An 18,931-nucleotide genomic window follows, 5' to 3' on the forward strand; every position below is an offset into this window, starting at 1 on the left:
TCAGCACCAGGTCTTGTTCTGCCAGTCGGGATCATGGCCGATGCCCGCCGCTGCCAAGGCATGATAGTCGCCAAGCGCCTCCGCGAGCATGACCGCCGGTACGCCAACCAGCGCGAGGGGCCTGGCATAGGCGAGCGCATCGTTGCCACGCATCCGCACGAAACACAGACTCTCGAGTGCCGTGAGGCTCGACAAGGTCACGGCGTCACCGACCAGATCACCCTTGAACGTGATGACGGCGGCGAGGGCAACGCCCGGAAAATGCCGCTCATAGGTGGAGAAGACACCACCATCCTCCACCGGGCCCCGCCGCCAGCCAAGCTTGTCCGCGTTCGAGCGCATGGCAGAGAGTGAAATCAGCCAGCCTTCGCGATCCCGAATCTCGGTCGCGTTCGGGTCGTCGATCTCGACCTGGCTCGTGAACTGCTCGAAGAGCGGGGTGACCTCGTAGTCGTCGAGATGCGCATCCCAGGCGGCCGCCATCGCGTCGCCTGCGGTCATGCGGTGCGCGATGGAGACATGGCTGAGCGTATCGAGATCGACCGGCTCGTCCTCGGCATCGGTCAGCGTGCCATCGTCCATCGGGCGGAAGAGGCAGAGGATGTCGCCCTGCGCGTCGCGACCCTCGAAGACCAGGCGCTGTGCGAGACGGCTCATGATCGGATGCTCGAGGATGAAGGCCTCGAAATCCGCCTTCGTCCAGCGCCGCTCGGTACACATGGACTCGAACAGGCGTGCCTTCTGGTTCTCCACCGTCTGCTTAAGTTCCTTGCGGGCGTCCGAGAGCAGCTTCTTTGCGGATTTGGCCTGGGTCGCTTCGTCCTCGCCGCCGCCCACGGGAGCCGGCGCGTCGGGATCCGGCTTGATGGTGGGGAGTGAGCCGACCGGCCTGCCCTGCGGGTTGAGAATCTGGAGCTTCAGTGTCAGCTTGTCATCCTCGACGAGACGTGCGGCATAGGCCTTGTCACCGATCGTCAGGTCGAGAACGCCGGATTCGTCGACCCCGGCCGTCGGCACGACGCGATCGGCCATCTCCTCGCGCGTCCAGTCCTGCTCCTCGGCGATCCGGTCGACGAGCTCGCCCGCTAGCCTGCGCCCGCCCGGTTGCTTGTGGCGTTTGGCGACGTCGAGGAGCGCCTGAACGACGACCGGGTCGGGATTGGCCGCCATGGCCTCGAGAATGGCCCGACACTGCGGTGCGCGCTTGCCATGGTTCTTGAGATAGCGGCGGCCGATCCGCGCCATCTCCGCCGCCGGCATGAGACAGCAGAGCGCCAGGAGGCCGCGATGAGGATGCGCCGAGTTGGGCATGCGCGCCAGGACCTCCCGCCGGATCTCGGCATGGGCCATGGCCTCCGTATAGGTCGGATCTGACCGTTGCCGCCAGGCGGCGTACTCGGCCGCCTGCTCCGAGGCCTCGGCGTCCGCCGCCTCGCTCGACGGATGCACGGTGTCAAAGGCGATCCAGGCGTTGAAGACCGTCTGGCCCAGCCGTTGGGCGTCGGTTCGCTCAAGCCGCTCCAGGGCCATCCTGAGCAACGGGTCGCCGCCCGGTGCCTTGAGCTTGTGGGCCCGGGCAAACCACCACTTGACCAGGGTCGCATCGACCCTCTCGCCGCCCGCCCAGTGGAGGACCGGCAGATCGTCGGGATCGAAGAGTTCGGAATAGTCGACCCGGGTCTTGGCCAGCCCCTTCTCGGCTTCTTCCTGCAGCGCCTCGCGCGAGAAGAAGGTCGAGACATCGTGGCCAAGCCGGACCAGTGCCTTCAGTATCGCGGCCTTGGCGGCAACGTCCTTTTCCTTCTCCGCCGCTGCCAGGAGCGGCGGGAGCGCGTCCTCGTAGCCGCGTTCGGCAAGCCATTGCGCAGCGTCGGCGCGACTCTTCGCCTTCCCGTCCGTCAGCCCCTGGGCGATGATCGGCGTCAGACCGCCGATTGGCGCAAGCAATGCCCGGCTACTCGTCTTGATACCGGGGTCGGAATCGCCGGCCCGCGAGAGAACCGCTTCGAGGAAACGCCCCGGCAACTCGGGAAAGAGCCTCATAAGCCCCAGGGCGCGCTCGTCGTCGCTCTGGTTGTGCCTGCGCAGGAACTGCTGGTCGAGGAGGTCGAGATAGGGAAGCAGCGCCGCCCAGACGGTCTCGTTCACCGGTTCCGGCGTCTCCCGACCGGAGATGTGGGCGTTGTCGATGGCGTTTGCCAGGTACTCGCGAAAATCGATATCCGCGCGCTCGATCTCGGCGATCACCCGACGTAGATCGTCGCCCTTGCGCAAACGCTCGAGAAGCGCATCGGCGACAGTGCCCGAGTGGTATCTGTCGTTAAAGGCCAAGTCGAGGAATTCGGAAAAGAAACGTCGGCTCTCGCGTGCCGCAAGGCCGATGCGTGTCAAGGCTTCTAGCGAGATATCCTGTCGGGCCAGAATACGTTTCATTCGGGCCCGGTAAAGCTCGCGAGCCTTTCCGTATTCGAATCTCAAGGGCGCGAAGAAATAATGCCCCGCCTCTTGCCGATCACTTTTCTCGCGAAGCTCATCGCGGAGGAGAGCGACCATCAGATCGACGGCATCAGTCTCGAAAGGCTCGTCGAACGGCTTGGACTGCCGTTTTTTGAGTTCGGCCCGTTGCGCATGGTCGGCTTTCGCCTGGTCCCGCACCGCCTCGATCAAGGCCGTCAGTTCGTCACGCACATCGTCGGCAACCCGCGTAGCATCCCGCGGCTGTGGCGGCGGCGGAGCGATCAGGCGTCCGTCATGGGTATGATAGCCATCCGGCCCGTCCTCGGCGCGCCCTTCACGGGAGGCGCCGGGCGCGGTAGCGTCGAGTGTCTCCCGAACGAGCAAGGCCGCGTCGATGTCCCTCTTCAATGCCGGCGACGTCTCGTGTAGCGCATGTTCGGCGAGCATGCGCAGCGACGCCGGGTCACCCAGCGCGGCAAGAACCAGGATCGCCGGCTTGCGCTCCCCCGCCGACGTCTTCCGTAGTGTGGCTTCGATGAGATCGGGGGCCGGCTTGATACCGCTTACCCGGAACAGAGCGATGGCGGCATTGCGCACACCGGCCGAGGTGTCGCCGGCGGCACGCAAGGCAATCGCCTGATAGGCCGGTCCGGCACGCTCGTCGCTCATGAGATCGCGTTCGAGCGCCAAGCGGAGGATGTCCTGGCGCGAATCGGCGTCGAGGCAATCGATCGCCGCGGCGAAATGCTCCGGCTTGGCGCGCATGAAATCATCCAGCCCCGTCAGGAATTGCCATTCGGTTCGCCGCGCGCCATGCGGATAGATGAGCCGATAAAGTAGCTCTTCCGGCAGGTCGGCGAGCGCGAAGAGCGCCAGGAGTCGCGCGACGGAATGAGTCGACGCAGCAAAGTCCTCGGCCGCAGGGGCAAAGACCTCTCGCTGCCTCGACCCCAGGATGTCGTGGACCGGTCTAGAGAGGATGAAACGCCGGGCTTCCTGCAGGTAGACATTCAACCAGCCTGGCAGGCTCTCGATGTCCTCCCCATGGGAGTGGTAACGGCAGACAGGTGCTATCACAGCAAGCACGCTCGCAAAGCGCTGCACGGCAGGCGCATCCCAACCTTCCAGGCGGACGAGAAGATGGGCTCGAGAGGGGGCTCGCCGATTCCAGACTTCCTGGGCCGTTTGTTTCGCGGCATCGGTGTCCTGCCAATGAATGGCTGGTGTGTTCTTGACCAGCAGCGTCTCGGAGACGGCTTTGGCGTTGGCCTTCACATGATCCGTCAGGCGCAGAAGCGCCGTTTCCGGAGCGCCGATGACGACATATCGCGCGAGATCATCGCCCAGCCCGGGCTCGAGCGAGTTGGCATGACCCAGGTCCTCGACGAGGGCCGCCCTGTCGGTTTCGGAAAGGCCGCTTGGTGCATCGCAAATATCGTTCAACGGGTTCTGAAATCGCCCGAATAGAGACTGGAGTGTCTTGAACATAAACGCTCTCGATATCGTTCGAGTTATCGTCAAATCTGGACGAAGGCAGTCCTATCTGACGCCTCGACGCCCTGCTCTCCCGCCTGAAGCCGGATACCATGCACGACCAGTTCCCGCTTGATGAGCCGACTTTCTCGGGTCCCGGACACAACGCTACTGAAAGAAGATCGGGGTGGTTTGGCATCCCGTTCGGATGCACACATTCCGCTTCCCTTGCCATGCAGTGGCGAGACCGCGCTCGCCCCATAGGCTGCGGTACACCAGACTATATCCAAGACACACGTCGGGAAATGTAAGAGATCACTGGCAAAGATGTAGGAATTCCCCCATAGAAGCGAGGGACAAACGCAATACCAAAAGATGGCAGCCTCGCGTGGAACATCGCGTCACGGCAGCCCAGGCCTTATCATTGCTGCACACCTTATCCTCATGAGGTGGCTGGCAAAGCATCTATCTCAATCCAGTTGCCTCGCGACGAAGCCCTCGTCGATCATTTCCTGGATGAAGGCGTCGACGTAAGGCCCGGCCCCGGCACAGCGCTTGGGCAGCGCCATGCATTGCTCGATCGCCGTGAAGCGCCCCGCCAGCACGCGGTATCCCGGGTGCGTCGCCGCGAAGCGCTCGAGGGGCTGCCGTACCCCCGCCGCGGCCGCCAGGCCCTGCTCGACGAAGGCATCGATCGCGTCGGCCGAGGTCGGCGCGCGCACCAATTCGGCATGCGTCAGGGTGCGCGTCAGGTACAGATCGTAGGCCGCGCCTTCGCCGACGGCGATCCGCACGCCGTCGCGGTCGAGTTCCTCGACATGGTGGAACGCCGATTCCTCGGGCACCAGGTAGGTTCCCTCGATGACCACGTAGGGCTCGGTGAAACGCAGCGCTTCGGCACGCCGCGGGTCGCGGGCCAGGAAGGCGACGCACCACTGGGCGTCGTCGACCGAGGCGACCACCTTGCCGGCGGCATCGAAGGTGACGTAGTCGACCGGCACGCCCAGCCGTTCGGCCAGGGCGGCGGCCAATGCCGCCGACACCCCCTGTGGACGACCGTCGTCGCCACGTTGGGCGAGTACGGGATTGCCGTAATTGATCGCCGCGCGCAGTACGCCGTCGGGGGCGAGAATCTCGCGGGCCGCGCTTTCGTCGTGGGACATGCCAACGCTCCTGAAGCCTGACGATCACGCGATCGTCGAGAACGGGGTCCGGAGCCGCGATGGCCGCCGGACGTTCCTGGAGCTTAGCCCTTTTCGGTCAGCCGGCGTAGGTCGGCGACGACATTGGCCTGGGGGTCGCTGTCGCGAATCAGCAGGCGCGCCTCGCCCCGCGGGTCGAAGGCGAAGACGGCGCTGGAATGGCTGACGTCGTAGTTGCCCGCCGAATCCTTGTCGCCGTACTCGTAGGCGATGCGGTAGCGGTTGGTCAGTGCATCGATCTGGGCGATGTCGCCCGTCAGGCCGATGAACTGCGGACCGAAGACGTCCGTGTAACGCTTCAGGATGGCGGGGGTGTCGCGCGCCGGGTCGACCGAGACGAACAGTACCTGGATGTCGTCGCGCAGTGGCTCATCGAATTTCCTGAGCGCCGCCGCGAGTCCCGCCAGGGTTATCGGGCAGACATCGGGGCAGTGGGTGTAGCCGAAGTAGAGGACCGTGGTCTTGCCGCGATAATCCTCGGCGCTCACCTCGTGGCCGTTCTCGTCGACGAGGTCGAAATCGAGTTCCGGCATGACCTCGGAAACGTCCGTGGTGCGCCAGTTGGTGTCACTGCATCCGGCCAGCCACAGCGAGGCCAGCAGTGGAAGAAAGCACTTGTACATGACAGGATTCCGGAAAGTCTGGCTACATCGACACGGGTGAGACCACGTCAAACATGACGGGAAGCGCCTTTTCTCCAGCAAACTCGAGCGTCACCTCGACTTTATCGCCCACAGAGAGCGACCGGGAACGCTTCATGAACATGAGATGGTAGCCCTTGGGCGCGAACTCGAGCGTCTCGCCGGGCGCGATCTCGATACGCGGCACCGCGTGCATGCTGGCCATGCCGTCCCGGCTCATGCTGCGATGCAACGCGACACTCTTGAAGGCATCGCTGGAGGCACCCACCAGCGTCACGGGCACGTCACCGCCATTGTGCAGCTCGAAGTAACCGGCCCCGGGCATGTCGCCGGGCAGCAGGCTCAGTCGGGCCTGGGTGACCGTCAGGTCGTCGGCCTGGGCGATGCCCGCCAGGATCCACACGGCCAGCAGCCCCCACGCCAGGCGAAGCGGGATGCGTCGCGATCGCCCCCGATGATGTCGATTCAGCATCCTGATACTCTCCACGCGAGATGCGACGGACTCACGCCCCGGGCGTTCGGTGCCTGGCCATTGGCTCGAGTCGCGCCGCGGCGGTCATCAGGAGCAGAGATTGGCCAGATTGCAGTACGACTGAAAGTCGTCCGACTTGACGTCCAGCGTGAGGCGGTCGTTGACGGTGTTGTAAAAGAAGGACGCGACACCCTGGTCCGCATCGGCCGTGCGGTAAAGGCCGCAGACGCCATAGCCGTACTGCACTTCCTGTAGCTTCAGCAGCTCGACCGGGCTCGCGGTATCGAGCCGGCTGGCGATGGCCTGCTGGATCGTGCTGTCCCGGTTGTGGTCGGCGATGACCTGGCCACCGAAAATTGCCGCGGCCAGGACCGACAGGAAGGCCACCGGGATACCGAGCATCAGCATGAAGGAACGAGAGGTCGTCATGAGGCGAAAGCCTATGTCGGTCGGCGCGCCCGGACAAGCGGCCGGCGTCGGCCAGGGGCGCGGTATTTCGCCGCAGTACCCGGCGCCTCTCCCATCAGCACGCATCGGGCTTAACGGCGCTCGCGAAACGCCCAGCCCACGGCGGCGATGACCAGGGCGATGGCCGCGCCCAGTTCCAGAATCGGCCGCCCCGGGCCCAGTTTCACGGCATTCTCGACGAACAGGATCACCAGCACGATGGCGGCGACGGCGACCAGCGAGTGCTTGAGCTCCTTGAAACTGGCCACCTGCAGCGGGCCCTCGCTCTCGAAGTCGGTGCGCAGAAACAGCCGGTACATGCCGTGGGCCATGATCTGGAAGCTCGCCGCGATCAGCAGCAGATCCATCATCTTGAGCAATCCCACCGCGCTGGCCTTGATCGCCTCGGCCTGCCAGGCGCCCCCCCGCGATCAACGCCCAGAGGGTCTGCAGCAGGCTAAGGCAGGCCAGTACATAGAGAATCAGTGCCGCCAGCATGGCCAGCACCACGGTGACATGGATCATCAGGCGACTGCGGCATAACCAGCGTTCGATCATGACGCTTCCCTTTCCGGATCCGTCCTGTCTGTATGCCATCCTCCCGGGGTCACGGCAATCTATCCCGCCCGTCATTCGCAGGAGGTACCCGACGAACCCGTCACGCCCTGTCGGGAGACGCTCGCCAGGAACATTCGTCATACCCCACGGCATGGCGTTCCCACCCCGCCTTCGCGCATCCACCTCAGGCGGTTGACGGTCGAATTCACGACGAAAACCGCGTTTCCCGCGGCATGTCACTCTTCCATGCTTGTTTTGTGTTTTTATGTAACCGATGGAGGCAGTCATGGCGCTTCGCAGCTTCAAGATCGCTCCGGCCAACCTCGGCCCGGGCAAGCAGCTCAAGCAACCCGACTACTGGCTGCTGCTGGAAACCACCGGCGGCAAGGTCCGGGAACTCGACCGCTATCCGACCTACCCGGAGGCCCTGCAGGCCAATCGCGCCCTGTGCGACCGACTGCACTGACGATCGCGGCGCCATCACCCGCCGCGGTGACGCCCTCGCCTCGCACGGGGTCGCTGCGACAAGACGTCACTGGCCAGCGGGGCCGGTTCAGGCATGCTTGGCGCGTCACGAACCCGTAGAGCCGCGCCGCCATGGCTGTATCCCGCCCGCCCCATGCCCTGCGCCAGGCCGCCAGCTGCGCGCTGCTGGCGATGCTGCTGGTCGTGTTCGGGCCCTTGATCGGCCAGCTCAGTGGCGCGGCCCACGCCACGCATGGGGACGCGCCGAGAGGCATCGCCACGGCCCACGAAGCGCGGATCGCCGACCACCCGGCCGGCGTGTTCGCTTGGCACGATGCGTGCGGCTACTGCACGCTGTTCCAGCACTGCCCGGTGCTCGATGTCGCCCTGCCACCCGCCGCCACGGCGTCCTTGGCGCCGCTCGACCAGCCGGCCGGGGCACCGCGTGTTGCCCACGCCACACCCGCGCTTGCCGCTCACGCGCCACCCCGTGCCCCACCGATCGCTCTCGCCTGACCCTCGTCCGCATCGCCGCACGCTCGACGCCGCCCGGCCCGCCTACCCGCGGACCGGTGGCGCCGATGACGTGTGACACGCCCCATCGCTCGACCTTTCAGGACACCCATGACCGAGAGTGCAAACACCCGCGCCCGCCGCGCGGCCAATGACTGGTACCGCGCCGTCTGGCGCTGGCATTTCTACGCCGGCCTGCTGGTCATTCCCTGGCTGATCTCGCTGGCCATCACCGGCGCGCTGTATCTGTTCCACGACGACATCGACCGCTGGTGGCACGCCGATACGCTCACGGTCACCGCGCAGTCCGGCCCGACCCTGGCACCGCACCGCCAGGTGGCGGCGGCACTGGCCAGCCGGCCCGGCGAGGCGCTGCGCTTCGTGCCCGCGCCGCGCTCGGACCTGGCCAGCGAGGTGGACGTGCGAGCCGCCGACGGCACCCGCCACGCGGTGTACGTCGATCCGTACAGCGGCGAGGTCACCGGCAGCCTGCCCTACCGCGGCAGCCTGATGTGGACCATCCGCCACCTGCACAGCCTCAGCTATTTCGGCAGCGCCGCCAGCCTGCTCATCGAGCTGGCCGCCGGCTGGGCGATCCTGCTGGTGCTCACCGGCCTCTACCTATGGTGGCCACGCGGCCGGCGCGACGGCGTGGTGACGGTGCGCGCCCGCCCGGCCAAGCGCGTCTTCTGGCGCGACCTGCACGCCGTCACCGGGCTCTTCGTCGGCGGGTTCATCCTGTTCCTGGCGATCACCGGCATGCCCTGGTCGACGCTCTGGGGGACCAAGGTCAACGAACTCGCCAACGGGCACAACTACGGCTATCCCGATGGTGTGCGCGTCGACGTACCGATGTCCGATGCGCGTCTCGCCGACCGCGAGACCACCAACTGGTCACTGGAGCAGGCGCGCCTGCCGGAATCCGCGGGGGACGCCCGCGGCGCAGCGCCGATCGGCCTCGACGCCGCCGTGGCGACCTTCCGCGAGCGGGGCCTGGCGCCGGGTTTCGCCGTCAACCTGCCCGACGGGTCCGGCGGCGTGTATACCGGCTCGGCGTATCCCGACGACCTCAGCCGCCAGCGCGTGGTGCATCTCGACCAGTACAGCGGCCGACCGCTGCTCGACATGGGCTATGCCGACTACGGCCCGGTGGGGCGCGGCCTGGAGTGGGGCATCAACGTCCACCTGGGCCAGCAATACGGCCTGGCCAACAAGCTGATCCTGGCGCTGGCCTGCGCCGGCATCGTCCTGCTCTGCGTGTCGTCGGCGGTGATGTGGTGGAAGCGACGCCCCACCGGGCGTCTCGGCGTGCCCCCCGAACCGCGTGACCCACGCCGGCTGCGCGGCGTGCTCGTCCTGCTGGCGATCGGCGGCGTGATCTTTCCGCTGGTGGGCGCCTCGCTGGTGATCATGGCCCTCGTCGACGCCCTGTGGCGCCGCCGTGTCGCACAACGCACCGCCCTCGCCTGAGGCTCACACCAGATCGCGCGGGATGGTCTCGTCCCAGGTCTTGGCGAACACCCGGCTCTCGCCCTCGTAGGCATCCAGGGTGGCGCGCAGGCGAAAGCCGTCGCGATCGGCGGTCATCAGCGTGCGGGCCACGGTCCTCACCTGCCAGTCGCCGCGCGCGAAGCTGCGCTGCCACTCGGTCCAGCCGCTGAGGCTGTCGTAGTTGCCGTAGGCGTAGCTGTAACGCTCGGTGACGCGCACCGCGAGTTCGAGGTCGATGTCGTCGAGCCGGTAGACGCCCTCGTCGTTGACCACTTCCAGGGTGGTGCGGTCGTTGCCCAGGTCGCGGGTCACGCGCCAGGCTTCCTGGCTGGGCTGGATCAGCGTGCGGGGTAGCGGCGGCGCCCCCTCGGGCTCGGCGAAGGCGGGCAGAGCCGCCTCCTCCGCGGGTTGCGGCTCGCGACACGGCAGAACCAGCCGGCATTCGGCGGGATGCAGGGTCACCCTGGCCGGAGTCGGTGCCGGCCAGGCCAGCGGCCAGTAACTCGTCGACAGCGACAGGCGGATCGCATGCCCCACGGGGAACTGCTGGGCGATGTGCTTGAGCGGCACGCGCACCCGGTAGCGCCGCCCCGGCTCCAGCGCCTCGGGGAACTCGTCGCTGTCGCGGTGCGTCAGGTTGAGCAGGCCGTAGGACACCCGCGTCGCCTTGTCGTCCTCGCCGACGTCGATCAGCCGCAGCGCGACCATCGCCACCGGCTGATCGGCCTCCAGGTCGAGCTCCACCACCGGCTGGCCGCAGATCTCCAGCGGTTTCTCGAGCGGCGCGGTCTGGAAGATCAAGGCACCGCCATCCTCGTCGCGCTGGTCATGGGGCAGGTCGGGCGGCGCATTGTAGGAGCACCACTTGCCGGCATACAGGCCGACGAACAGCGGCGAGCGGATGGACAAGGGCACGTCGCCGAGGGCGCTGTCGGCGCCGATCCACGCCACCTCGGGCACCAGGTCGTGGCCGCTGGTCAGGCGAAACGGCGTCGGCACGATGCGCGGCGAGGGCCACACGGGCTCGCTGACCCAGCGCCCGGGGCGCACGTCGTAGCGCGCCGACGGCGGTACCGACTCCTGCATCCACACGCGCAGCATCGGCTCGTCCATGATCCCGGTGTCCTCGCCCTTCAGCCAGTGATCCCACCAGCGCAGCGCCTCCTGCAGGAAGCCGATCGCCGGCCCGGGCACGCCGAGGTGCGGGTACTTGTGCGCCCAGGGCCCTACCAGCCCCTTGCGCGGCACCGAGAGGCCGTCGAGCAGCCGGAACACCGCGTTGCAGTAACCGTCGGCCCAGCCGCTGATGGCGTAGACCGGGCACTGGATGCGCGAGAAATCCTCGCACACCGAGCCATGCTTCCAGTAGTCGTCGCGACGCTGATGAGCCAGCCAGGTGGCCAGCCACAGCCCGCTGCCCTCGAGGCGTTCCCGCCACATCTCGCGCCAGCGCTCGCCGACCAGCGCCGGATCCGGCGGACAGGCGTTGCCGTCGAACATCGTCGAGGCCCAGGACAGGTTGTCGCCGAGCAGACAGCCGCCCATGTGATGGACATCGTCGGCATAGCGGTCGTCGGTCGAGCACAGGGTGATCACCGCCTTGAGCTCGGGGGGCTGCAGGGCGGCGATCTGCAGGCCGTTGAAGCCGCCCCAGGAGATGCCCACCATGCCGATATCGCCCGTGCACCACGGCTGCTCGCCGATCCAGCGCAGCACCTCGACGCCATCGTCGAGCTCCTGCTGCAGGTATTCGTCGGTGAGCACGCCATCCGACTCCCCGCTGCCGCGGATGTCCACCCGCACCCCGGCGTAGCCGTGACCCGCCCAGTAAGGATGGGTCTGGGCGTCGCGGGTCGCGGTCAGGTCGCGCTTGCGATAGGGCAGGTACTCGAGAATCGCCGGCACCGGGTGGCGCTCGGCGTCCATCGGTCGCCAGATACGCACCGCCAGCCGGCAACCATCCTGCAGGGTGATCCAGGTCTCCTCCTCGTGGACCGGACGCGGGAACGTCTCGACGATGCGCATGGCCTACCCCTTTCTCTGCGTGGTGTCATTGTCATCCGTCTCGGGCCTCAGCCGATGATCTCCTCGAACGCGAAGACCAGCCCCTCGGCGAGCCGGGTGTAGTTGGCTTCCAGCGCCTCGTCGCTGTCCGCGCCCATCCAGATCAGCGCCAGCGCGAAGCTGTAGCTGTCCTGCTCGGGCATGTCCGACAGGCGCATGCCCGGCGTGACCTGCAACTCGATATGCGTGCCGGGGAAGCGCGCCTCGAGGGCGGCGATCTCGTCGGGATCGGGGACGCGCACCACCGTGGCGTCGACGAAGAACACCCGGTAGAAGAACTTGCCGGCCACCGCGTACTCGCCCTGGCGGTGGGGCATGTCGGGGCGCTGGCCCAGCGCCAGATCGACGGTGACCTGCTGGTGGCTGACACCGTCGACCTTCTCGAACAGGTCGCAGTGCGATTGCGAGATGCGCGTATTGATCTCCAGCAACCATACCCGGTTCTGGATCTCGTCCCAGAAGAACTCGACGTTGAAGGCGGCGTTGTCGTAGCCGATGTGGGTCATGACCGTGCGCGTCAGCGCCTCCATCCTGGCCTGGATGGGCGCCGGCAGCCGCGAGGGATAGCGGTAGTAGAAGAAGCTCAGCACCTGCGGGTAACGGATCGAGTCGACGATGCCGTAGGGCACCACCTCGCCCTCGAAGACGTAGCCCTCCACGGTGCACTGCCAGCCGCCGATGATCTCCTCCGCCATGCAGTGACCGCCGTCCACGGCGCGTACCGCCTCGGGCAGGTCGGCCTGATCGAGGACGAAGTTGAAGGGCTCGGAAATCAGCCCGATCTCGTCGCGCAGGCGTCCGGTCGCCATGATGAAGTCCTCGGGGCTGTCGATGCGAAAGCCCAGCCGCGACCCCGACGACTTGATCGGCTTGACGAAGAACGGGAAGTAGAGCCCCGCCTGGCCGATCTTCGACAGCGCCTCGTCATCGAAGGGATCGAAGGCGGTGAAGCGTGGAATGTAGTTGCCGATCACCTCGCGCTGGGCCAGCCGGCTCCAGTACTTGTGCTCGCACTTGAGCAGGCTCTCGAGGCTCGGCGTGCGGGTGCCGAATCGCCCGCAGAGCAGCGGCAGCATGGTCGACACCGGGAAGTCCATGTAGCCGACGATGGCATCGACCGAGCCATCGAAGTCGCGCAGCGCGGCCTCGGCACGCGCCAGCATGTCCTCGATGGGGAAGACCTCGGTATCGTAGACCTCGGCGGGCTCGATGACCCCGTGGAAGCGGTAGTCCTGCGCGCCGCGCAGCTTTTCCAGGCGCAGGCGGTTGAAGTCGTTGAGTCCGACGACGAAGATGTTGCGCTGGCCCATGGCAGCCTCCCTGGCGGCCCATCGGGCCTGCCACGCTGGCGAGCGGGTGAGGAAGGGGCAGACCATCGCCGGCAGCGGGTGCCGGCCGACGCTCGCCTCGTCGACCGGCCGCTTGCCGCCGTACAACGTTGAAGCCACGTTATTCACAAACGCTGCTCTCAGAATAGCCGCTCTCGCCGAAGGCGGGGGCAAAACCGTGACACGCCGGACATTGCCACCGTGACCGGCGCGAGGCCGATCGAGGCGCGACCATGCCCCTGCTCCAGCTCTACCCCCAGACTGCCGCGGCCCACGACCTGCAGGGCCTCTATCTCGACGTCCCGCTGGGCGACGCGGCGTCCGACACGCCCTTCGTCTACAGCAACTTCGTCACCAGCCTCGACGGCCGGGTGGCCGTGGAAGACGACGCCGGTCACGACCGGGTGCCGGCGACCGTCGCCAATGCCGACGACTGGCGGCTCTACCAGGAACTCGCCGCCCGCGCCGACGTGCTGCTGATCGGCGGACGCTACTTCCGTCAACTCGCCGCGGGGCACGCCCAGGCGCCACTGCCGCTCGCCGACGACCCCGCCTTTGCCGATCTCCACGCCTGGCGACGCGAACAGGGGATGCGCGCACAGCCCGACGTGGCGATCCTCAGCAACACCCTCGATGTCACCCTGCCGGAAACGCTGCGTGCCCAGGGCCGGCGTGTATGGCTGTTCGCCCCGGCGAGCCGGGTCACGCCCGAAGCCCGCGCGCGCCTCGCCGACCAGGGCGGCGAGATCGTCGCCCTGCAGGCGGAGCCCCACGCCGACAGCGCGCCGCGCGAGCTGGACGGTCGCGAGGTGGTGCGGCACCTCGGTCGGCTGGGCTACCGGCGCCTCTACTCGGTGGCCGGCCCCTGGTCGTTCGGGGTAATGCTGCGCGAGGCGATCGTCGACAGCCTGTTTCTGACCCTGCGCCTGCGCCTGATCGGCGGCGAACGCTATCAGGGGCTGGTGGCGGGCAAGGCGCTGCCCGAGCCCGCCGACTTCGAGCTGGCCAGCCTCTACTATCAGGACGAGGTGGCCGGCGAGGCGGGGCAGCTCTTCGCGCGCTTCGATCGCCGCGCGTCGACAGGACGATAGGTAACAGCCTGCGGCGGCGTGGGAGGGTGACAGGGGTCGGAGGCGGAGCCCGGCGGCGCCTTCAGTCGTCGGCCATCTCGCGCTCGGCGGCTGCCTTGCGCGCCCGGTTGCGGCGATACTGGCGCAGCACGGCGATGATCAGCGCCGCCGCCAGCATCAGCGCCAGGGTGACGCCCTGCCAGGGACGCGCGGCATCGCCGAGCACGGTCTCGAGGGTCAGGATCAGGATGAAGCCCACGGCCTGGCTGGCGATCGCCAGGACGCGCAGGGTATCGACTCGCTTTGCCATCGGAGACTCCAGCGACGCGGCGCGCCGTATTGCGGGTGACGAGGGGGGTCAGTAGGCTGGCCATTGTAGCCCGCCGGCCCACCCCTGACGACGCCCGGCGCCATCCACCCGCCACTACGCTCACCATGGACGCTCTCGCCCTCGGCCCCTTGCTCATCGCCCTGCCCCGCCTGTATGCCGCAATCGCCGCGCTGGCCCTGCTGCTCGCCGGGATGCTGGCCCTGCGCCTGCCCGTGGCGCGCCGCGCCCGCTGGTTCAACGGCGCCCTCCTGGCGGCCCTGCTCGGCGCTCGCCTGGGCGACGTACTCGCCCACCTCGACAGCTACGCCCAGGCCCCGCTGGATGCCTTCAAGCTCTGGCAGCCCGGCTACCTGCCGGTCGCCGGCCTCATCGCGGCGGCGGCCTGGACCGCCTGGTCGCTGCGTGACCGCTGGCCACGGCTGGTCGCCGCCGAGGCGCTGCTCGCCGGCGCCGCCGCACTGTGGCTGGCGCTGATGGCCTGGAATCCGTTGGGCGGCACGTCCGGCCTGTCGCGCCAGCCCGAGCTGACGCTGGAGGACCTCGGCGGGAATCCAGTCGCACTGGCCGAGCTCCACGGCGAGCCGCTGATCGTCAACCTGTGGGCGACCTGGTGCGGCCCCTGCCGTCGCGAGATGCCGCTGCTCGCCGACGCCGCCGCGACGCCGGGCGTCACCGTGGTACCGATCAACCAGGGCGAGAGCCTGCTCGCCGTGGCCCGTTACCTGGACCAGCAGGGCCTGGACTTCGAGCATGCGCTGCTCGACCCGCACCAGCAGCTGCTGGCGCTGAGCGCCACGCCCGGCCTGCCCACCACCCTGGTCTTCGACGCCGAGGGCCGGCTCGTCGAGCGCCACGTCGGCGAACTCGGCCGCAGCCAGCTCGAGGCCTGGCTGGCGCGCTGAGGCGATATCGGCGGCGCATCCACCGGAGCGAGCGTACCGGCAATCTCGTCCAGGGCAATCGCAGCGGGGTCTACGAGGGAGCCGGGGACAGGTCGGAGAGGGGGTCCGGCGCCACGGATGGCGTCGGTAGCGCCCATGGAAGGGTTTACAGCGCCCCCTTGCAGACCTGTCGACGGGTCAGCTCCGAACGATAACCCCAACTGCGATAGCCCTGAACCTCATCGGAATGGCTTAAGCGGCCATCGGCTTTCCTGTAATATACGGCGCCCCGATTCTCGGGGCGGTTCGATGCGGCACGCCGCCGTACCGGAACGCCCCGCGGCAGGCACCGATTTCCACGAGCTTTCGAGGCATCATGAGCGACTTTTCTCCCGGTCAGCGCTGGATCAGCGACGGCGAGGCCGAACTCGGCCTGGGCACCATCCTCAACGTCGATTTTCGCAGCGTCACCGTGCTCTTCCCTGCCAGCCAGGAAACCCGCACCTACAGCGTGCGCCAGGCACCGCTGACCCGCGTGGTGTTCGGCAGCGGCGATCGCATCGAGTCCGCCGACGGGCACGTGCTGACCGTCGACGACACCAAGACGCTCGACGGCCTGGTGGTCTATATCGGCGTCGACGCGGCCGGCGAGTGGCACGAACTCTCCGAGACCAAGCTCTCCGACCGCATGCAGTTCAACCAGGCCCGCGACCGCCTGCTCACCGGCCAGGTCGACCGCAACGACTGGTTCGACCTGCGCTACCGCACCCTGCACCACTACCACCGCATCAGCCAGAACCCGGCGCTGGGCCTGGCCGGCCCCAAGATCGACCTGATCGACCATCAGCTCTACATCGCCGACGAGGTCTCGCGCCGCCACGCGCCGCGCGTGCTGCTCGCCGACGAGGTGGGACTGGGCAAGACCATCGAGGCGGGCCTGATCCTGCACCGCCTGCTGCTCACCGGCCGCGCCGAGCGGGCGCTGATCCTGGTTCCCGACAGCCTCACCCACCAGTGGCTGGTCGAGCTGCTGCGCCGCTTCGCCATCGAGGTCACGCTGCTCGACGAGACCCAGAGCCAGGCCCACGGCGATACCAACCCCTTCGAGGCCGGCCAGCTGGTTCTCGCCAGCCAGCAGTGGCTGTTCGCCAACCCGCACCGCCAGCATCAGGCCGAGGCCTGCGACTGGGATCTGCTGATCGTCGACGAGGCCCACCACCTCGACTGGACGCCGCAGGAAAGCGGCCCCGGCTACGCCTGCGTCGAACGCCTGGCCGCCGTGGCACCGGGCTTGTTATTGCTCACCGCCACCCCCGAGCAGATGGGCCTGGAGAGCCATTTCGCCCGGCTGCGCCTGCTCGACCCCGACCGCTACCACGACCTCGAGCGCTTCCGCGCCGAGGAGGCCGGCTATGTCCGCGTCGCCGCGGCGATCGACGCCCTCGACGCGCTGCCCGGCGACGCCGAGGCACTGGCCACCGCCGCCGCGGTCATCGACGACGCCGACAGCCAGGCGCTGCTCGATACCCTGGCCGATGCCGAGAGCGACAGCGCCCAGCGCGACGCCGCACGGACCCAGTTGCGCGATCAGTTGCTCGACCGCCATGGCACCGGCCGGGTGATGTTCCGCAACAGCCGCCGTCATGTCGGCGGCTTCCCCGAACGCCACCTCCACGTCGCCCGACTCGATCCGCCCTCGGCCTACCGCCGCGTGCTGCGCAAGCTCGCCCGCGACGAGGACTATCTCGACGAGCTGCTGATCGAGACCGGGCTCGACCACCCCGACGTGATGCTCTATCTCGACGCCACCTATCGCGCCCTGGAGGACGACCCGCTCAACAGTGAGCCCTGGTGGCAGATCGATCCGCGCGTCACCTGGCTGCTCGAACGCCTCACCGAGATGGGCCGTGACAAGGCGCTGGTGATCGCCCACGACCGCCAGACCGCCACCGATCTCGCCGAGGCGCTGCGCGTGCTCGGCGGCATGCACGCGCCGGTGTTCCACGAAGGGCTGACGCTGGTCGAGCGCGACCGCGCGGCGGCGGCCTTCGCCGACGAGGAGGACGGCAGCCAGGTGATGATCTGCTCGGAAATCGGTTCCGAGGGGCGCAACTTCCAGTTCTGCCGTCACCTGGTGATGTTCGACCTGCCTCAGCACCCCGACCAGCTCGAACAGCGCATCGGCCGGCTCGATCGCATCGGCCAGCGCCATGCCATCGAAATCCACGTGCCGGTATTCGCCGACAGCCCCGCCGAGCGCCTGCTGCGCTGGTACCGGGACGGCATGGACGCCTTCAGCGCCCCTCACGGCGTGGGCAGCGAACTCTTCGCGGCCTTCGGCGACGAGCTGGCCGAGGCGCTGCTCGACGACGAGGCCCTCGACGAGGTCGTCACCGAGACCCGCGCGCTGTTCGACGCCAAGCTGGCCGAGCGCAACGCCGGGCGCAACCGCCTGCTCGAGCTCAACGCCTGCCGGAGCGAGCGCGCCGAGACGGTGGCCACGGCGATCCGCGAGCTCGACGAGGATCGCGCCCTGCCCCGCTATCTCGATCAGGCACTCGACATCTTCGGCGTCGACAACCAGGACCTGGGCGGCGAACTCGTCCACCTGCGCGCCGGCCCGCAGATGCTCGACGGCCTGCCCGGGCTGGTGAAGGGCGAGGAGGGCTTCACCGCCACCCGCTCGCGGGAGCGCGCCCTGGCCCGCGACGACGTCCAGCACCTCTCCTGGGAGCACCCGCTGACCCGCGAGATCATGGAGCGCATCCTCACCGGCACCCTGGGCAACACCGCGCTGGCGCTGCTCGATCACCCGGCGATCCCCGCCGGACGGCTGATGGCCGAACTGGTGTTCTGCACCCACTGTCCGGCGCCGGCGCGGCTGCATGTCGATCGCTTCCTGCCGCCCACCGCGGTCCGCGTGCTGCTCGACGAGTCGGGCGCCAACCTCGCCGCCAAGGTCTCGTTCACCGGGCTGGCCAAGAACCTGCAGAAGGTCAAGAAGGCAGTGGCCCGCGACCTGATCAAGTCACGCCACGATCAGCTCCGCGAACTGCTCACCAGCGGCGAGGGCGAGGCCGAGCGCGAACTGCCGAGCATCGTCGAGGCCGCCCAGCGGCGCATGCGCGACACCCTCGACGGCGAACTCACCCGGCTGCAGGCGCTCGCCCGGCACAACCCCTCGGTGCGCGACGACGAACTCCAGGCCCTGCGCGACGAGCGTCAGGCGCTGGATGCGGCGATCGAGGGCACCCGCCTGCGGCTCGATGCGGTGCGGGTGATCGTCACCGTCGACAAGGAGACCCGGCGCTGAACACCGGGCCCGAGTCGACGCAGCGATCGCCTCGGGGGAGCGAATTGATTCGCGATGCGGCCGGCTCGGTGCCGCGCTGATGCCATCGTCGGGAACGAGTTCCCTCCTACGGCGCTCCTGTGCGGCTTCGAGGGCACCTTCCTGTGGGAAATGGAATGGACCCGTCCCCCCTTGTGCCAAGATGAGCTTGTAACGCCATCTATCGGTGCATGGGGCACCCACGGC

Annotated in this window: 15 protein-coding genes; 6 read left to right on the forward strand and 9 right to left on the reverse strand. The window is 67.9% G+C overall.

What is annotated here, in order from left to right:
- From KGR00_RS10825 to KGR00_RS10850, 6 genes are all read right to left on the reverse strand, one after another.
- Positions 1-3,945 (reverse strand): DUF4132 domain-containing protein, encoded by a 3,945-nt coding sequence (locus KGR00_RS10825; RefSeq protein ID WP_224418640.1) that lies wholly within the window; start codon positions 3,943-3,945, stop codon positions 1-3.
- 455 nt (positions 3,946-4,400) lie between these two features.
- Complete coding sequence (locus tag KGR00_RS10830; protein ID WP_129140895.1) at positions 4,401-5,093, reverse strand: transporter substrate-binding domain-containing protein; 693 nt, start codon at positions 5,091-5,093, stop codon at positions 4,401-4,403.
- 83 nt (positions 5,094-5,176) lie between these two features.
- Positions 5,177-5,755 (reverse strand): SCO family protein, encoded by a 579-nt coding sequence (locus tag KGR00_RS10835; protein ID WP_129140894.1) that lies wholly within the window; start codon positions 5,753-5,755, stop codon positions 5,177-5,179.
- Between the two features lie 22 nt (positions 5,756-5,777).
- Positions 5,778-6,245 (reverse strand): copper chaperone PCu(A)C, encoded by a 468-nt coding sequence (locus KGR00_RS10840; RefSeq protein WP_224418639.1) that lies wholly within the window; start codon positions 6,243-6,245, stop codon positions 5,778-5,780.
- A gap of 87 nt (positions 6,246-6,332) precedes the next feature.
- On the reverse strand, positions 6,333-6,653 hold the full coding sequence (locus tag KGR00_RS10845) for a hypothetical protein (protein ID WP_224424417.1): 321 nt from the start codon (positions 6,651-6,653) through the stop codon (positions 6,333-6,335).
- 131 nt (positions 6,654-6,784) lie between these two features.
- Positions 6,785-7,078, reverse strand: a complete 294-nt coding sequence (locus tag KGR00_RS10850) for a YqhA family protein (RefSeq protein WP_224418638.1) — start codon at positions 7,076-7,078, stop codon at positions 6,785-6,787.
- A 458-nt stretch (positions 7,079-7,536) separates the two neighbouring features.
- Between KGR00_RS10850 and KGR00_RS10855 the strand changes: the two genes are divergently transcribed.
- The 3 genes from KGR00_RS10855 to KGR00_RS10865 all read left to right on the forward strand — a co-directional run bounded on the left by KGR00_RS10855 (position 7,537) and on the right by KGR00_RS10865 (position 9,698).
- Positions 7,537-7,716 (forward strand): hypothetical protein, encoded by a 180-nt coding sequence (locus KGR00_RS10855; RefSeq protein WP_129140889.1) that lies wholly within the window; start codon positions 7,537-7,539, stop codon positions 7,714-7,716.
- 131 nt (positions 7,717-7,847) lie between these two features.
- Positions 7,848-8,231 (forward strand): DUF2946 family protein, encoded by a 384-nt coding sequence (locus tag KGR00_RS10860; protein WP_129140888.1) that lies wholly within the window; start codon positions 7,848-7,850, stop codon positions 8,229-8,231.
- Between the two features lie 108 nt (positions 8,232-8,339).
- A complete protein-coding gene (locus tag KGR00_RS10865) occupies positions 8,340-9,698 on the forward strand; it encodes a PepSY domain-containing protein (RefSeq protein WP_224418637.1) in 1,359 nt (452 codons plus the stop codon).
- 3 nt (positions 9,699-9,701) lie between these two features.
- On the opposite strand, the gene KGR00_RS10870 is transcribed toward KGR00_RS10865, so the two are convergent.
- Both KGR00_RS10870 and KGR00_RS10875 read right to left on the reverse strand, forming a co-directional pair.
- Positions 9,702-11,744, reverse strand: coding sequence for a CocE/NonD family hydrolase (locus tag KGR00_RS10870; RefSeq protein ID WP_224418636.1), 2,043 nt, complete (start codon positions 11,742-11,744; stop codon positions 9,702-9,704).
- Positions 11,745-11,791: 47 nt separating this feature from the next.
- On the reverse strand, positions 11,792-13,093 hold the full coding sequence (locus tag KGR00_RS10875) for an ATP-grasp domain-containing protein (RefSeq protein WP_224419848.1): 1,302 nt from the start codon (positions 13,091-13,093) through the stop codon (positions 11,792-11,794).
- Between the two features lie 251 nt (positions 13,094-13,344).
- Here KGR00_RS10875 and KGR00_RS10880 point away from each other — a divergent pair, with 251 nt between their 5' ends.
- Positions 13,345-14,202 carry a dihydrofolate reductase family protein gene (locus KGR00_RS10880; RefSeq protein ID WP_224418635.1) on the forward strand — a complete coding sequence of 286 codons (858 nt, stop codon included), beginning with the start codon at positions 13,345-13,347 and terminating at the stop codon, positions 14,200-14,202.
- 61 nt (positions 14,203-14,263) lie between these two features.
- Here the strand turns inward: KGR00_RS10880 and KGR00_RS10885 are convergent, their stop codons facing one another.
- On the reverse strand, positions 14,264-14,491 hold the full coding sequence (locus KGR00_RS10885) for a hypothetical protein (RefSeq protein WP_129140883.1): 228 nt from the start codon (positions 14,489-14,491) through the stop codon (positions 14,264-14,266).
- 125 nt (positions 14,492-14,616) lie between these two features.
- Between KGR00_RS10885 and KGR00_RS10890 the strand changes: the two genes are divergently transcribed.
- Together KGR00_RS10890 and rapA are read left to right on the forward strand one after the other, a co-directional pair.
- Entirely contained in the window at positions 14,617-15,414 is a 798-nt protein-coding gene (locus tag KGR00_RS10890) for a TlpA disulfide reductase family protein (RefSeq protein WP_224418634.1), read from the forward strand.
- Positions 15,415-15,769: 355 nt separating this feature from the next.
- Positions 15,770-18,706 carry an RNA polymerase-associated protein RapA gene (gene rapA, locus KGR00_RS10895; protein WP_224418633.1) on the forward strand — a complete coding sequence of 979 codons (2,937 nt, stop codon included), beginning with the start codon at positions 15,770-15,772 and terminating at the stop codon, positions 18,704-18,706.
- Positions 18,707-18,931: the final 225 nt, after the last annotated feature.

It is taken from the genome of Modicisalibacter sp. MOD 31.J (assembly GCF_020147985.1).
In the GTDB taxonomy this organism is placed as follows: domain Bacteria; phylum Pseudomonadota; class Gammaproteobacteria; order Pseudomonadales; family Halomonadaceae; genus Modicisalibacter; species Modicisalibacter coralii.

Excerpts from the sequence above, each read along its gene's own strand:
- KGR00_RS10865 (WP_224418637.1), top strand. The coding sequence starts at position 8,340 with ATGACCGAGAGTGCAAACACCCGCGCCCGCCGCGCGGCCAATGACTGG.
- KGR00_RS10840 (WP_224418639.1), bottom strand. The coding sequence starts at position 6,245 with ATGCTGAATCGACATCATCGGGGGCGATCGCGACGCATCCCGCTTCGC.
- KGR00_RS10880 (WP_224418635.1), top strand. The coding sequence starts at position 13,345 with ATGCCCCTGCTCCAGCTCTACCCCCAGACTGCCGCGGCCCACGACCTG.
- KGR00_RS10875 (WP_224419848.1), bottom strand. The coding sequence starts at position 13,093 with ATGGGCCAGCGCAACATCTTCGTCGTCGGACTCAACGACTTCAACCGC.
- KGR00_RS10855 (WP_129140889.1), top strand. The coding sequence starts at position 7,537 with ATGGCGCTTCGCAGCTTCAAGATCGCTCCGGCCAACCTCGGCCCGGGC.
- rapA (WP_224418633.1), top strand. The coding sequence starts at position 15,770 with ATGAGCGACTTTTCTCCCGGTCAGCGCTGGATCAGCGACGGCGAGGCC.
- KGR00_RS10835 (WP_129140894.1), bottom strand. The coding sequence starts at position 5,755 with ATGTACAAGTGCTTTCTTCCACTGCTGGCCTCGCTGTGGCTGGCCGGA.
- KGR00_RS10885 (WP_129140883.1), bottom strand. The coding sequence starts at position 14,491 with ATGGCAAAGCGAGTCGATACCCTGCGCGTCCTGGCGATCGCCAGCCAG.
- KGR00_RS10830 (WP_129140895.1), bottom strand. The coding sequence starts at position 5,093 with ATGTCCCACGACGAAAGCGCGGCCCGCGAGATTCTCGCCCCCGACGGC.
- KGR00_RS10845 (WP_224424417.1), bottom strand. The coding sequence starts at position 6,653 with ATGCTGATGCTCGGTATCCCGGTGGCCTTCCTGTCGGTCCTGGCCGCG.
- KGR00_RS10870 (WP_224418636.1), bottom strand. The coding sequence starts at position 11,744 with ATGCGCATCGTCGAGACGTTCCCGCGTCCGGTCCACGAGGAGGAGACC.
- KGR00_RS10825 (WP_224418640.1), bottom strand. The coding sequence starts at position 3,945 with ATGTTCAAGACACTCCAGTCTCTATTCGGGCGATTTCAGAACCCGTTG.
- KGR00_RS10860 (WP_129140888.1), top strand. The coding sequence starts at position 7,848 with ATGGCTGTATCCCGCCCGCCCCATGCCCTGCGCCAGGCCGCCAGCTGC.
- KGR00_RS10890 (WP_224418634.1), top strand. The coding sequence starts at position 14,617 with ATGGACGCTCTCGCCCTCGGCCCCTTGCTCATCGCCCTGCCCCGCCTG.